At 64.9% G+C, this 13292-nt stretch carries 15 protein-coding genes; 8 read left to right on the top strand and 7 right to left on the bottom strand.

The annotated features are described in order from the left end of the window. Position 1: 1 nt before the first annotated feature. From AC6LJW_RS09385 to AC6LJW_RS09370, 4 genes are all read left to right on the top strand, one after another. A complete protein-coding gene (locus AC6LJW_RS09385; protein ID WP_498087051.1) occupies positions 2-2728 on the top strand; it encodes a glucosaminidase domain-containing protein in 2727 nt (908 codons plus the stop codon). 117 nt (positions 2729-2845) lie between these two features. Further along, complete coding sequence (locus tag AC6LJW_RS09380; protein ID WP_498087049.1) at positions 2846-4240, top strand: hypothetical protein; 1395 nt, start codon at positions 2846-2848, stop codon at positions 4238-4240. After that, positions 4240-4368: a hypothetical protein gene (locus AC6LJW_RS09375; protein ID WP_498087048.1), complete on the top strand. Its 129-nt coding sequence runs from the start codon at positions 4240-4242 to the stop codon at positions 4366-4368. Before AC6LJW_RS09380 ends, AC6LJW_RS09375 begins: the two co-directional genes overlap by 1 nt. Further along, positions 4365-4982, top strand: coding sequence for an SGNH/GDSL hydrolase family protein (locus tag AC6LJW_RS09370; RefSeq protein ID WP_498087047.1), 618 nt, complete (start codon positions 4365-4367; stop codon positions 4980-4982). Before AC6LJW_RS09375 ends, AC6LJW_RS09370 begins: the two co-directional genes overlap by 4 nt. Here the strand turns inward: AC6LJW_RS09370 and AC6LJW_RS09365 are convergent. Beyond that, positions 4945-5997: an acyltransferase family protein gene (locus AC6LJW_RS09365; RefSeq protein WP_498087045.1), complete on the bottom strand. Its 1053-nt coding sequence runs from the start codon at positions 5995-5997 to the stop codon at positions 4945-4947. The two genes, AC6LJW_RS09370 and AC6LJW_RS09365, sit on opposite strands and share 38 nt — an antisense overlap. A gap of 95 nt (positions 5998-6092) precedes the next feature. Between AC6LJW_RS09365 and AC6LJW_RS09360 the strand changes: the two genes are divergently transcribed. From AC6LJW_RS09360 to AC6LJW_RS09350, 3 genes are read left to right on the top strand one after another with little or no spacing between them, the layout of a single operon-like run. Then, positions 6093-6440 (top strand): hypothetical protein, encoded by a 348-nt coding sequence (locus AC6LJW_RS09360; RefSeq protein ID WP_498087044.1) that lies wholly within the window; start codon positions 6093-6095, stop codon positions 6438-6440. Next, on the top strand, positions 6437-6928 hold the full coding sequence (locus tag AC6LJW_RS09355) for a glycoside hydrolase family 108 protein (RefSeq protein WP_498087043.1): 492 nt from the start codon (positions 6437-6439) through the stop codon (positions 6926-6928). Before AC6LJW_RS09360 ends, AC6LJW_RS09355 begins: the two co-directional genes overlap by 4 nt. Further along, positions 6928-7455 carry a hypothetical protein gene (locus AC6LJW_RS09350; RefSeq protein WP_498087042.1) on the top strand — a complete coding sequence of 176 codons (528 nt, stop codon included), beginning with the start codon at positions 6928-6930 and terminating at the stop codon, positions 7453-7455. Before AC6LJW_RS09355 ends, AC6LJW_RS09350 begins: the two co-directional genes overlap by 1 nt. Here AC6LJW_RS09350 and AC6LJW_RS09345 read toward each other — a convergent pair. The 6 genes from AC6LJW_RS09345 to AC6LJW_RS09320 all read right to left on the bottom strand — a co-directional run bounded on the left by AC6LJW_RS09345 (position 7439) and on the right by AC6LJW_RS09320 (position 11613). Further along, entirely contained in the window at positions 7439-7705 is a 267-nt protein-coding gene (locus tag AC6LJW_RS09345; RefSeq protein WP_498087041.1) for a hypothetical protein, read from the bottom strand. The two genes, AC6LJW_RS09350 and AC6LJW_RS09345, sit on opposite strands and share 17 nt — an antisense overlap. Next, positions 7702-7920 carry a hypothetical protein gene (locus AC6LJW_RS09340; protein ID WP_498087040.1) on the bottom strand — a complete coding sequence of 73 codons (219 nt, stop codon included), beginning with the start codon at positions 7918-7920 and terminating at the stop codon, positions 7702-7704. Before AC6LJW_RS09340 ends, AC6LJW_RS09345 begins: the two co-directional genes overlap by 4 nt. 11 nt (positions 7921-7931) lie before the next feature. Beyond that, positions 7932-9188 carry a tyrosine-type recombinase/integrase gene (locus AC6LJW_RS09335; RefSeq protein ID WP_498087039.1) on the bottom strand — a complete coding sequence of 419 codons (1257 nt, stop codon included), beginning with the start codon at positions 9186-9188 and terminating at the stop codon, positions 7932-7934. Between the two features lie 511 nt (positions 9189-9699). Next, complete coding sequence (locus tag AC6LJW_RS09330) at positions 9700-9921, bottom strand: hypothetical protein (protein WP_498087038.1); 222 nt, start codon at positions 9919-9921, stop codon at positions 9700-9702. 87 nt (positions 9922-10008) lie between these two features. Beyond that, complete coding sequence (locus AC6LJW_RS09325; RefSeq protein ID WP_056569979.1) at positions 10009-10791, bottom strand: 3-oxoacyl-ACP reductase; 783 nt, start codon at positions 10789-10791, stop codon at positions 10009-10011. A gap of 18 nt (positions 10792-10809) precedes the next feature. Next, complete coding sequence (locus AC6LJW_RS09320) at positions 10810-11613, bottom strand: FadR/GntR family transcriptional regulator (RefSeq protein ID WP_056569980.1); 804 nt, start codon at positions 11611-11613, stop codon at positions 10810-10812. Between the two features lie 216 nt (positions 11614-11829). On the opposite strand from AC6LJW_RS09320, the gene AC6LJW_RS09315 reads away from it, so the two are divergent. Then, the gene (locus AC6LJW_RS09315; protein WP_498087146.1) at positions 11830-13266 is read left to right on the top strand and encodes an aldehyde dehydrogenase family protein; all 1437 of its coding nucleotides are present in this window, start codon (positions 11830-11832) and stop codon (positions 13264-13266) included. The last annotated feature ends 26 nt before the right edge of the window (positions 13267-13292 follow it).

Below are 13292 nucleotides of genomic sequence, written 5' to 3'. Positions count from 1 at the left end.
CATGGCATCCCCTCAAGAGTTCGCGCAGACCTATGGCGCCCAGGCGGCCGCCGTTGGCAAGGCTATCGGTGTCGATCCCTCTGTGCTGCTGGGGCAGTGGGGCCTGGAAACCGGATGGGGCCGTAGCGTCATCCCCGGGACCAACAACCTGGGCAACATCAAGGACTTCGCCGGCGGCGGCGTGGCGGCAAAGGACAACATGACGGGCAGCAACGACCGATACCGCGCCTATGACACGCCCGACGCCTTCGGCCAGGACTTCGCCGGGCTGATTAATCGCAGGTACAAGACCGCGCTGAACGCCGGCACCGACGCGCAGGCCTACGCCCGGGCGCTCAAGGATGGCGGCTACGCCGAAGACCCCGACTACGAACGCAAGCTGATAGCTGCGACGGACCTGGTGCGGCGCTCGGGGGGAATTCTCGATCGGGTGGCCCAGGCCGTACTGCCGTCAGCACAGGCGGCGCCGGTCCCGGATTTTTCCAGCAAGGTGAAGACTGCGAAGGAGGCCGGCTATAGCGACTCTGACATCATTAGCCACCTGTCGCAGAATTCGGGCTTTGCTGACCGCATCAAACGTGCGCGCGAGGCGGGGTATTCCGACGCCGAAATCTACCAGCATCTGGGGCTGCAAGCACCCGCCGCGGCTCCGTCTAGCTCAGGCACCACTGAGGCCGTTGGCAGCGACGGCGTGCCCAAGATTTTCATGGCGCAGGAAGACCCAATCGTCACCGCCCCGAGCGAGGGCCGCGGCGGTGTGGCTGGCGGTGCCTTCATGGGTGCGGTTCGTGACCCGTTGGATGCCGGCGCACAGCTTTTGGTGCGCGGCGCGCGCGCAGCCTCCGGCCTGATCCCTGACGCACTGGGTGGGGAGACGGCGCGCCGATTCATGGACGAGCAGGTGGCGGACGTCGATCGGCAAGTGCGCACGGCGAACCAGGAATATGCCGAATCCCGCGAGCTGGCCGGGCGTGACGGCTTCGACGCGGCGCGCCTGGCGGGCAACGTGGTCAGCCCGGCCAACATCCCCGCCGCGCGACTCATGGGAGGCGCCAATACGCTACTGCAACTGGCTGGGCGCGGAGCAGCGGCCGGCGCGGCGGGCGCCACCCTGCAACCTGTGGTGAATCAACGGGCACAGGATGATTTCTGGGGTACGAAGGGCGGCCAGGCTCTCGGGGGTGCTGTTGCCGGTGCCGTGCTGTCGCCCGTGGCTGCCCGGGTGGGGGACTTCGTCGGAAACCAGGCCGCAGCCATTGCGCAGCGCGTGCGCGGACGGTTCGCCAACCAGGCTGAACTTGACGCCCAGATCCTGCGCGCCATTCAGGAGGCGGGGCCGGAGATGGGTATCCGCGATCTGTCGGAGATCCCCGAGAGCATCCTGGCGGGCGTTCGCCAGCAGGTGCAGGCGGCAATGCGCAGCGGAGACGTGCCAGACCCGGCCGCCCTGGTGCGCCGCGCCGATTTCGACAGGCTTGGCGTGCCCCCGACGCGTGGGCAAGTCACCCGAGACCCTATGCAGTTTGCCGCAGAGCGCAATATGCGCGGCGTCGACCTGGGTGGCGGCCGCAATCCCCTGGCCGACCGCTTCTCGGAGCAGAACCGGCTTCTGACGTCTGAATTCGACCGAATTGGTGCGGCCCAAGCCGATACACCGTTCTCGGCCGGCAACAGCCTGATGAACGCGCTTCGGGAGGCCGACGCGCCGGCACGCGCCGCGGTGGACGAGGCCTATACGGCGGCGCGCGGCATGGCGGGCGTCAATGCAGACATCCCGGCCGCGCCGCTGGCCCAGCGCTATGGCGACGTGCTTTCAGACTTCGGCACGGACGTTCTGCCAGGCGCCGTGCGTCAGCGCCTCGAGCGCATCGGGTTGGCTGACGGGCGGCAGACCGCAGCCCTTACCGTCGGCGATGCCGAGGACATCATTCGTGTCATCAACCGCAATTACGACCCGATGAATAGGGTGCAGGCCCGCGCGCTGGACGAACTGCGAGCTGGCATCCTGGCCAGCGTTGACGACTTGGCGAACGCTGGCAGCCAGATCGGCCCGGATGCAGCGCAGGCTTTCAGCGCCGCGCGAGGTATTGCCGCCGATCGCTTCGGCCGCATCGAAAGCTCGCCAGCGCTCAAGGCCGCACTGGACGGGGCCGACCCCGAGAAGTTCGTGCAGAAGTACGTGGTGAATGCCAGCACTGAGGAAATGCGCGCGTTGGGGCGCGTCCTGTCTGCCGACGAGGGGGCCATCCAGCAGGCCCGTGCGCAAGTGGCTGAGTACCTGCGTTCGGCCGCTTTCGGGCCGAATGCCACAGGCGATACGCCCATGGCGGTGTCGCGTTACATGAGCGCGCTGCAGCGCATGGGAAGGGAAAAGCTGTCCGCCCTGTTCTCGCCGGAAGAGGTGGCGCGCCTGGAGGCAGTCGGGCGGGTGGGCCAGTACATCACGACCCAGCCGGCGGGTTCAGCCGTGAACAACAGCAATACCGGCTCTGCGGTAATGAATCTGCTTGCGGAGGTGTCGGGCCCGGTGGGTCAGATCCCGTTCCTGCGGATCATCCGGGACCAGATGAGGGCTTATGGGAATGAGCGCGCGGCGAGCGCGGCGCTATCGGGCCAGCCTGCCAGCCAAGCGGCCCAGCTTCCGGCCGAACTCCGTAATCGCTTGCTGCCGTACCTGTCTGCGGTACCAATCGCGGGCGGCGTTGCGGCGGGCTCGTCGCTGAAATAGGCGGATTATTGGCAGCCAGAATAGGACCCCGAGCGCCGGGGCTGCTGCCTGCATCAAAACCTCGAAGTTCATGTTTATTCGCCCCTCGTTGAGGGGCTTTCCTTTTTGGGGCTTGCAATGCCGCAATCTTACGTCTCTCCCCGGTTCAGCGCCATCGACATCAACGGCCGGCCGCTGGTCGGCGGGCGCTTGTATACCTACATCAATGGCACCACGACGCCCCAGGCGACCTATCAGGACGCAGCGGGCGGCGCGGCCAATACCAACCCCGTCATTCTGAACGCGCTGGGTGAGGCCGTCGTCTTTCTGACCGAAGGCGTGACCTACACATTCGAGCTGCGCGACGCCGACGACGTGCTGATGTGGACGCAGGACGACATTGCGGGCACCGGCGCCGCGGTGGGGCTGCCCGTGTATCCGACGCCGCCCACGAGCGATGTGGGCAGCCCGATCTACATCAGCGGTATGGGCTGGGCCAACTGGGACGGTAGCGCATACGTCACCGATTATTCCTTGGGATTCGGCGGCGGGGCTTACACGCACCAGAACGTCGTCGTGAACGGCGGGTTTTCGCAGTGGTATAGCGGCACCTCCGTCGGCCCGATCATCGCCGCGAGCGGGGCACCCTACACCGCAGAGCAGTGGCGGGCGTTCATCAGCGGAACCGCGTCGGTGACGGTGAGCCGGCAGCTGGCCGGGTCCGATTATGGTCAGGGCCGCGTCGGGCCGTACACGGCGCGGGTGACCTCGAATGCAGCCGCCACGCCGGCCGCCGGGGACCGAAACGACTTCCGGCAGCCTATCGAAGGCTATAACCTTCTGGCGCTGGCGCTGGGGTCGCTGTGGGGCGGCTTCATGACGCTGAGTTTCTTCGTCAAGGGGTCCATTGCCGGCACCTACAGCGTCGCGTTCCAAAACAGCGGTTCGCCGAGCTTCCGGTCGTACGTGACGAACTACACGATCAATGTCGCGGGAGCATGGGAACGAAAGATGGTCACGGTTCCGATCGATCAGGGCGGCATTGCGAGTTGGGGCCGCAGTACCGGGATTGGTTTGCAGATCCTGTTTGATTTGGGCGGCGGAGCCAACTTCGAGGGTGCGGTAAACACCTGGTTGTCCACGGAAACCTCGCGCACCACCGGCTCTGTGCGGATGGTTTCGACAAACGCCGCAACGCTCGAATTCAGCAACGTGCAGCTGCAGTACGGGAAAACGGCCACACAGTTCGAAAACCTGCCTATTACGACCGTGCAGGAAATGTGCGAGCGGTACTACTTCGTCAAGACGGAAACTGCTACCGGGCTGCTGCCTTCTTCGAACTCCACTTCGCGCCAGCTCAATTTGACGTTCCCGACCAGCATGCGTGCACCTCCGTCCATCACCCTGACCGCCCCGACTGTGTCGCCCAGTTCGGTTCAGGCAAACACCAACGGCGTGCGGGTCGTTTGGGCCATCGGCGACAGCACGACCATCGTTTCCATTGACGGTTACACCGCTAGCGCGAGGATGTAATGGAATATCAAATTCTCGAAGACGGCACGATTTTTAAAGAGGACACGCAGCAGTACATTCCGCCTGTCCACGACAACGCCGACTACATCCGGTACCTGGAATGGCTGGCAGCGCAGGAGGCGGCATGAGCTTCGGCCCGCGCTGGATTCTCGTAGGTGATTCCCTTCAATGCAGCGTCTACGAAGCGCCAGGGCCTGTCGCGCAACCGTGCTGCGACCTGATGGCGGTGAGACTCGCCGCAAACACAGGCGCGGTGATTCACAACCTGTCCGCACCTGGCGCCAGGGCCGCCGACGGTGGGTGGCCCGGGTTTGGCTGGCTTTCCCACTTCGACACGATAAGGCGCGTCTCCAGCGCCAATCCCGCCCAAGGTTTGATTCTCATGCTCGGGACGAATGACTGGGCCGAACCCACAGTAAGCGGCGCGGCCTTCGTGGGCGCCTGTCGCTGGCTTGTGCGCTCGGCCGTGAACCTCGGGCTGGATGTCGTCGCCGTGACGCCGCTATGGCGTGCAGACGGCGCCAACCGGCCCGTCAAAGCGGACGGGGCATGGAACATCGTCGAATGGGGCGGGCTGCTTGCTGACGTCTGCGCGCAGGAGGGTGCGCATTCGATCAAGGGATACACCGCGCCGCTGACGCCCGACCATTTCGCCGATGGGTTGCACCTGACCGCGGCGGGTCACGTGGCGCTCGAAGCCTACATCAGGCCGAAGATGCAGGCGCTCGGGTACATGCTCTGACGATGATGGCTTGGATGCGGTGGCGGTATTGCTCGATTGGGCGTTCTATCGCGTAGAAGAAAGCGGCGCCCACCAGGATGGAAGCCACGATCCCGGCCAGCATGGCATAGACGTTGTCGGGGAACCGGTCCGCGATTTCAACGAGGACGAGTCCATGAAAGAGGTAGGTGGAATAGCTCCAGGCCCCCATTCTGCGCATGGCACCCCACGTTACCAAGCGGCCGAACACACCTTTCCCGTCGATGGTCGCGACGATGAAAACCGCCCATGCCGCGCTGATGTAGACGAACTTGTCGACGATGGCGAGGTCAAGGGGGACATCAAGCAGCGCATGACGTGACCCGGGGGCCGCCAGCACAAGGCCGAGCGTGACCGCGACCGCCAGAACGTTCGAAATCTTGTCCGTGATGAGCGGCCGGATGTCGTTCAACGTGACGGCGAGGAAACAACCGATGGTGAAGCTGGACGCGTACCAGCCGGTGCCGAGTGCATTGATTGGAGTGTTCCAGTAGGGCCATGCGATTTGCTGGCACAACACTAGTGCGATGAGCAGAATGGCCGCTGCCTGAATGCTGTGCCTGCGAGCCAGAATAAAGGCATAGGCGACGAGGGGCAGCCACAGGTAGAAAGTGAATTCGACAGGGACCGTCCAGAGATGGGCATACCCCTTTTGAAATGTCAAAGCGGCCATGACGTCGGACCAGGCAACGATCCCCAGGGCGCCGAAGGCCTTGTGCACGAGCACCGCGATTATGAATAGGGGAAGGATTCTGAGGACACGGCCCACGCCGTAGGAAATAAGGCGTTCGGTGCCGAACCCGGTGTTTTGAAAGTTCCTGGTGAGCAGCAGCGCGCTTAATACGAAAAACAGCCATACACCAATTTTCCCGGTGCCGGCCAAGTGCCGGCCTGCAGCAGCGATGAAGAACATGCTGACGGCGTGGGTGAGTAGGACCGTGAGGCAAGCCAGCCCGCGAATGCCGTCGGCGCCTTCTAGGCGTTGGGATTTATTCATTATTGGATGGCCTGCGGTTTTGGCCGGATACAAATTAGCAGCAAGTTTACCCGCGAAGGCGGGTTTTTTTACGCCTGCGGGCAAAGGAGACAAGCGTGACCGTTGAAGCCCCACGCTTAAGCCAGGACGCGAAGGCGATATTGGCGGTCCTGCACGAAATGCAGGCGGACTCGCGTCGGGAAATCGACGCGAAGTTCGAAACCATGCAGAAAGAAATGCTGGCCATTTCGGCTGCGGTGAAAACGGGCTTCCCCGGTGGTGACCTTGACGGGCACCGCCGCTATCACGAACTCGTCATCGAACGGGAAGAGCAGCGCAAGCAGTTCTGGCATGGGCTGCTGCTGCACATCGCCAAGACCAGCACGTGGGCCATGTTGGCCGGCGTCTTTATCTACCTGGTGCCGCTCATCGGCGCCAATCTAAAGGAGTGGTTGCGCAAATGAATTTCGACACAGCATTCGACCGCCTCATCGGGCACGAGGGCGGCTACAGCAACCATCCGGACGACCCGGGCGGCGAGACGATGTGGGGTGTCACTATTGCTGTGGCGCGCGCCAACGGGTACGCCGGGCGCATGCGCGACATGCCGCGCGAGGTCGCAAAGGCGATTTACCGGTCTCAGTATTGGGACAAGGTGCAGGCCGACAGCATGCCTTTCGCGGTGGCGTTCCAGGTGTTTGACGCTGCGGTGAACCACGGCACGGGCCAGGCCGCCAAGCTCCTGCAGCGGGCGGCCGGCGTGGCGGACGACGGGATCATCGGGCCGAAGACGCTGGCGGCGGTGGCGGCGCGCGGCGCGGCGGCGCTGCTGCTCCTGTTCAATGCCGAGCGCGAGCAGTTTTACACCGATCTGAAGACCTGGCCCAGCTTCGGCAAAGGCTGGTCCCGGCGGGTCGTCAAAAACATGCGGTACGCCGCTGAGGACATCTGATGAATTTTGACTGGAAGGGCGCGCTGGGCAACCTGGCGCCGATGCTTGCCACGGCTCTGGGTGGCCCCCTCGCCGGCGGCGCGGTGGCGGCGATCACCGCGGCGCTGGGCCTGGGGCCGGATGCAACGGATGCCGAGATAACCAAGAAGCTGGCCACCGCCAGCCCCGACACTCTGCTGCAGCTCAAGAAGGCCGAGCAGGAATTCGCGGCGCGCATGGCCGAACTCGGCTTCAAGAGCGAGGCGGACCTGGAGCGCATCGCGGCGGACGACCGCGCCAGCGCGCGTCACCGTGAAATCGAACGCCAGGATTGGACGCCGCGCGTGCTCGCGTATCTGGTCACGGCAGGCTTCTTTACGATGCTCGCGGTGATGGTGTTCGCAGAAATCCCGGAGCGCAGCAAGGATCCGATTTACATCCTGCTGGGCACCCTGGGCGGCACGTTCGGGTCGATCATTGCCTATTACTTCGGCAGCACTGCCGGCGGACAGAAGAAGTCCGAGTTGCTGGCTAAAAATCCTCGCTGAGTGCCCGCGCGCTGCGCTCCAGGATGAACGTCGCCCGGTATGTCGTGGGCACGGCGCCCCGGTCGATCACGAGCAGCCCGTCGCGCTCGCCGGCGGCCAGCACGTCCTGCAGCTTGCGGCCCTGCTCCAGAAAGAACGCGGCCTGCAACCGTCCCAGCGGCAGATAGTCCCCATTCTTCACGTCACTCATGGACCGCAGCGCGCGCGTCCACAGTTCGCGCACGGGCGGGGTGTTGATGTAGTCGCTCATACCGCGTCCGCCCGCTTTGCCTGCCAGAACCAGTGGCTGAACTTGCCGCGCTTGGCCTTCTGCTTGCGGAAGGTCAGGCGGACCCGGCCGGCGTGGCCCGCGTCGATTTCCACGAAGTGATCGCGGTCCTCTGCCGTGACAGCCGGTGGCAGCGTCTTGACGGCCTCGGCCACGTACTGGCCGCCGACGTGTTCCAGGATTCCGTTGTCTTGCATTTCCATCCCCATTACGATGCCGCTCGCAGCGGTGTGACGTTCCAGTCCTTGCCGCTGGCGCAGCTTTCCAGGTAGGCGGCCCACAGCTCGAGCGCGGCCCGACGCTCCGGGATATCGTCGCGAACGTCGTAGATCGCCTCCATCCCCTTGAGCTTGTGATTCAGGGCCAGCTCTGAAATCTCGTTGCTGACCCCCAGATTGCGCATGTGGCCCTTGGCCGTGCTGCGCGTGTCGTGCGGGGTGAACCGGCGGATGTCCAGGTCGCCACGGTCGAAGGCGCGCCGGATGGCTGCCCAGAGCGTGGTCTCGCCGACATGCGTGTCGCCTCCCTGGTTGCGCCGGCGGCGCTCATGGCGGGCGGGGAGCACCCATTCGGACGTACCGGCGAGCGCGTGCAACTGCCGGAACCAGCCGGCGACGGTCGGTGTCAGCGGTACGGTGAAGCCGCGGCGCACCTTCACGTTTTCCTCTGGCACCCACCAAATGCCACGCTGCAGGTCGACATACTCCCATCGCGCCTTTGCCAACTCCACAGACCGCACGCAGGTGGCCAGCAGGATGCGCAGCGCCAGCGCGTTCTCGGTCCCAATGTCCTCGATCTTGGCCAGCAGCCCGCGCAGCTCGGCTTCGGTCAGCATGACGCGGCGTTTTACCGGCGGGCGTGGCCCCATGAGGGACACCAGATCCACGCCGGCGGCCGGGTTGGTGTCGATCAGACGCAGGCCGCACGCGTGGGCAAATAGCTGTTTGGCGGTGGTGAGGATGCGCTTGCTGATGGTCCAGGTGCGTTTCGCGGACGTGAGCATGTGCACGACGTCTGACGGCTGCACCTGGTCAACCTGGATGGCGCCTAGCTTGGGCAGGATCACCTTGTCCAGATCCCAATTTCGGTAGGTAACGGTGTCGGCGGCCAGGTCTTCCAGCTTTTTGGCGCGGAAGTCGGCGACCAGTGCGCGGACATTTGAAATCTTTTCTGACCTGGCCTTGTCCCGTTGCTTCTCCAGGGCTGGATCAACCCCCTGGTCGATGGCCGCACGGTGCCCGCGAGCAAGTGCGCGCGCCGCCGCCAAGGTCAGGTCGGGGTAGTTCCCGATGGTGAGTTCCCGGGCGCGCTTCAAGTGCTGGTATCGCAGCACCCAGGTGGCGGTTCCAGCTCGGGATAGGGTGAACGTCAACCCGTCCCCATCCGTTCTCGAAATGGGCTGACCAGCCGAGACCCATCGGCGGATCTGTATGTCTTCGAGCAAGTTCTTGCCGCGCTTGGCCATGCGTTTCTGCCTCCAAACTTTGTAGCTAGCCGCCTAGCTACAAACCTAGCTACAAATTGAGTTGTCGCCAGGAAAGTACTACATGCAACGCCGGGAAACAAAACAGCCCGCGTTTATGCGGGCTGGCGGGGCATCGTGTGCATGGTGGGAAACAGCGGGCCACCTGCATCGGGCTTGCAGGTGGCGAGTTTCATGGTTTGGTACTTGAATCCAGAGCAGATCAGGGCGGCAAGACCGTCCCCGGCAGAGGGGGCAATGATACCGCGCCGCCATAGGTGTCTGACACCCTCGGGAGGTGACCGTCAGTTCGTGGCAGCGTCTCAGCGGGTGTCAGACACCGACCAGCGTAGCTCCGCGCAAGGTGTCTGACACCCTGCGGAGACGATCGTCAGTTTGTGGCAGCGTCTCAGCGGGTGTCAGACACCGCCCAGCGTAGCTCCGCCACCGCTGCAAGGTATCTGACACCCACAAGCAAAAACCCCGATTCCTGCGAATCGGGGTTTTTCTTTTACTACTCACTGATGTGATTGAACTCGACCGATCCCGGCTCGATTCCGCCGCGCCGCAGGCGGCCGTCAACGTCCTCCGGATTTCCGGTCGCCGCGTCCGCCGCCGGCAAATCCAGCCAATTCGCCAGTTCCTGCTTTGCCTGATGCGTCTCGGATATCCCGCCATTGACCAGCGCCACGCCGTCGCTGCCGTCGAGCTTTCGATAACTGATCTGTGTCTTCATCTTGCCTCCTGGGTTGCGGTGGATTTGCCGGTCCACCGTAACACACGACGCATCGTCGTAACCCGGGGAGCAACCCGGATTTGGCGGTCAGCCCTTGACCAAGCCGCCATCCACAATCAAGTTCTGCCCGGTCACCGCACGCGACCAGGGGCTGGCAAAGAACAGCACCGCGTCGGCGAACTGCTCCGGCGTGGTGACTTCGCGCAGCGGGGTGCCGGCGGCGATCATGTCGAAGACGGCGTCGGGCGTGGCGGCCGAGGCGTCGGTGGTGCGCAGCAGGCCACCGGACACCATGTTGACGGTGATGCCGTCCGCGCCCAGCTCGTGGGACAGGGTGCGGGTGAAGGCGAGCAGCGCGGCCTTGGCGGCGGTGTAGTCGTGGTACGGCACGACCGGGTTCTGGACCAGGTTGGTGCCGACGTTGATGATGCGGCCGCCGCCGGCGGCGCGCATGCCGGGCAGGGCGGCTTGCGTGGTGTTCAGGGCGGCGCGCACGCTGCCTTCGAGCTGGGCGTTCATCTGCGCCCAGTCCAGCGTGTCGGCGTGGGGGCGGGCGTCGCCGTTGAACTGGAAGGCGGGCAAGGCGTTGTTGACGATCGTGCTGACCGGCTGGCCGAAGTGCTGGCTGGCGCGGGCAACCAGGGCGGCGACGGCGGCGGGGTCGCGCACGTCGGCTTGCACGGCCAGGGCGCGGTCCGGGGCGGTCGCTGCAAGGGCCTGCGCGCGGTCCGCGCTGTGCAGGTAGTTGATGACGACCTTGGCGCCTTCACGCAGAAAGGCCTGCGCGATAGCCGCGCCCAGGCCGCGGCTGGCGCCGGTGACGATGACGAGTTGCTGATTCAGGTTCAGTTGCGGGCGTTGCGATGACATGACGGTACGGCTTCCTGCTCAATGTTCCGAGCCGCTGTTGAGCATGCGGCTGCGGGCTTTTTCAATATGGGCGCGCATGACGTTGCGCGCGCCCTCGGCGTCCTGATCTCGGATCAGTTGATAGATGTGGCGGTGTTCGTCGATGGCGGCGCGCGTGCGCTTCCAGGGTTCGCTGTGGACCAGATGGCGCATGACGTTCACGGCGTGGCTCACGTCGTATTCCAGCGACTTGAGCACCTGCACGAAGCGCTGGTTGCCGGTAGCCGTGGCAATGGCGCGGTGAAAACCGTAGTCATGATGGTGGGCAATGGCGCCCGATGCGTCGGCTTCTTCGTAGCCGGTCAGCATGCGGTCCATTTCCTGCAGATCCTCAGGCGTGCGGCGCAGCGCGGCCAGGTGTGCGCATTCGGGCTCGATCACCATGCGCAGTTCCAGCCCTTCCAGAATGTGGCCGACGCGGCGCGCGGGGTCCACCGCGGGCATGCCGCCCATCAGGTCAGGCTTGGACTTCACGTAGGTGCCGGACCCGCGGATCGAGTCCACGAGCTGGTCTTCACGCAACCGGTCCAGCGCCTGGCGCACGACGGGCCGCGACACTTCAAATAGCGCAGCCAGTTCCAGTTCGGTCGGCAGCTTGTTGCCGGGGGCGATCTTGCCGGTGGCGATCGCGTAGAACAGGCTTTCGTAGACGCGCTCGGCAAAACGCTCGGCGCGGACATAGCCCAGGCCGGACGCCACCTCGGCCAGCACGTCCAGTTCGGGACGGGGGCGGGTGGCCGCGGCCAGCAGCGATTCAAGCTGCGGGTCACGTACGTTGCTCATCGGACGCGCTCCTGTGAAGTGGGGACGGTTGTCATGCGGCATGACTAACCAGCGGGGTGCTAAGCCCCTGAATTATTAGGGATAACCCGATCATCCAGAAAAATATCCTGAAGGTTGGGATTAAAGCTGTCATTCCAATTGACAAGTTGCGAGGGGCTCCCGTACCTTGCCATTCAACCCCCCAACCGGCCGTTCGGCCGCTACTTTACTCCGCACATCGTGACTCAGAAGAACTTTATCGCCAACCAATGGGTGGCTGCGGCCACCGGTGAAACCATTCCCGTCCTGAACCCGTCCGATGGCAAGCCATTCGAGGAACTGGCCCGCTCGAACGAGGCCGACGTGGACCGTGCCGTGCGGGCCGCGCGCCAGGCGTTCGAGGGCGAGTGGGGCCAGATGGCGCCCGCCGTCCGCAGCCGTTTGCTGATGAAGATTGCCTTTGCGCTGCTGGACCGCCAGGAGGAACTGGCGCAACTGGAATCGGCCGACACGGGCAAGCCCATCAAGCAGGCGCGCGCCGACGCCGCCGCCGTGGCGCGCTATTTCGAGTTCTATGCCGGCGCGGTCGACAAGCTGCACGGCGAGACCATTCCCTATACGCCGGGCTTCACCGTGCTGACGGTGCGCGAGCCGCACGGCGTCACCGGCCACATCGTGCCGTGGAACTATCCGCTGCAGATCTTCGGCCGCAGCGTCGGCGCGGCATTGGCCGCGGGCAATGCCTGCGTGGTCAAGCCCGCCGAAGACGCCTGCCTGTCGCTCCTGAAGCTGGCCGAGATCGCCGCCGAAGTCGGCCTGCCCGCCGGCGCGCTGAACATCGTCACGGGCTACGGCCATGAGGCGGGCGCCGCGCTGTCCGCGCATCCGGGCATCGACCACATCTCGTTCACGGGCTCGCCGCAGACCGGCAAGATGGTGGCGCATGCCGCCGCCGAGAACCACGTACCCGTCACGCTGGAACTGGGCGGCAAGTCGCCGCAGATCGTATTTGACGACGCCGACCTGGACGCCGCGATGCCGGTGCTGCTGGGCGCCATCATCCAGAACGCGGGCCAGACGTGCTCGGCTGGCAGCCGCGTGCTGATCCAGCGCGGCGTTTACGAAACCGTGCTCAAGCGCCTGTCGGAAGCGTTTTCCGCCACGGTGACCGGCCCGGCCGCGGCCGATCTGGATGTCGGTCCGCTGATCAACGCGCGCCAGCAGGACCGCGTGCGCGGTTTCCTGGCCGAAGCCGAAGCGCAAGGCATGAAGGTCGCCGCGCGCGGCAAGCTGAAGGACGGCACGCCGGAAGCCGGCTTCTACCAGCCGCCCGTCCTGTTCCGCGACGTGCCGCCCGACAGCCGCCTCGCGCAGGAAGAAGTGTTCGGTCCGGTGCTGGCCGCCATGGTGTTCGACACCGAGGAAGAAGCGCTGGAAATCGCCAACGGCACGCTGTATGGCCTGGTGGCGGGCGTGTGGACCCGCGACGGCGGCCGTCAGATGCGCCTGGCCCGCAAGCTGCGCGCCGGCCAGGTGTTCGTCAACAACTACGGCGCGGGCGGCGGCGTGGAACTGCCGTTCGGCGGTTCGCGCCAGTCGGGCTACGGCCGCGAGAAGGGCTTTGAGGCGCTGTACGGCTTCACCTCCCTGAAGACCATCGCGATCCGCCACTGATCCTGCGGCCCCCGGCAAGGACCCGG

This window comes from Achromobacter sp. 1012554356 (genome assembly GCF_059760815.1).
The sequence above is the reverse complement of the archived record's forward strand: the minus strand, read 5'-3'. Positions and strand labels throughout refer to the sequence as shown.

Bases quoted from the DNA above. Each gene is read 5' to 3' on its own strand.
- AC6LJW_RS09385 (WP_498087051.1), top strand. From the start codon at position 2: ATGGCATCCCCTCAAGAGTTCGCGCAGACCTATGGCGCCCAGGCGGCC.
- AC6LJW_RS09380 (WP_498087049.1), top strand. From the start codon at position 2,846: ATGCCGCAATCTTACGTCTCTCCCCGGTTCAGCGCCATCGACATCAAC.
- AC6LJW_RS09375 (WP_498087048.1), top strand. From the start codon at position 4,240: ATGGAATATCAAATTCTCGAAGACGGCACGATTTTTAAAGAGGACACG.
- AC6LJW_RS09370 (WP_498087047.1), top strand. From the start codon at position 4,365: ATGAGCTTCGGCCCGCGCTGGATTCTCGTAGGTGATTCCCTTCAATGC.
- AC6LJW_RS09365 (WP_498087045.1), bottom strand. From the start codon at position 5,997: ATGAATAAATCCCAACGCCTAGAAGGCGCCGACGGCATTCGCGGGCTG.
- AC6LJW_RS09355 (WP_498087043.1), top strand. From the start codon at position 6,437: ATGAATTTCGACACAGCATTCGACCGCCTCATCGGGCACGAGGGCGGC.
- AC6LJW_RS09350 (WP_498087042.1), top strand. From the start codon at position 6,928: ATGAATTTTGACTGGAAGGGCGCGCTGGGCAACCTGGCGCCGATGCTT.
- AC6LJW_RS09345 (WP_498087041.1), bottom strand. From the start codon at position 7,705: ATGAGCGACTACATCAACACCCCGCCCGTGCGCGAACTGTGGACGCGC.
- AC6LJW_RS09340 (WP_498087040.1), bottom strand. From the start codon at position 7,920: ATGCAAGACAACGGAATCCTGGAACACGTCGGCGGCCAGTACGTGGCC.
- AC6LJW_RS09335 (WP_498087039.1), bottom strand. From the start codon at position 9,188: ATGGCCAAGCGCGGCAAGAACTTGCTCGAAGACATACAGATCCGCCGA.
- AC6LJW_RS09330 (WP_498087038.1), bottom strand. From the start codon at position 9,921: ATGAAGACACAGATCAGTTATCGAAAGCTCGACGGCAGCGACGGCGTG.
- AC6LJW_RS09325 (WP_056569979.1), bottom strand. From the start codon at position 10,791: ATGTCATCGCAACGCCCGCAACTGAACCTGAATCAGCAACTCGTCATC.
- AC6LJW_RS09320 (WP_056569980.1), bottom strand. From the start codon at position 11,613: ATGAGCAACGTACGTGACCCGCAGCTTGAATCGCTGCTGGCCGCGGCC.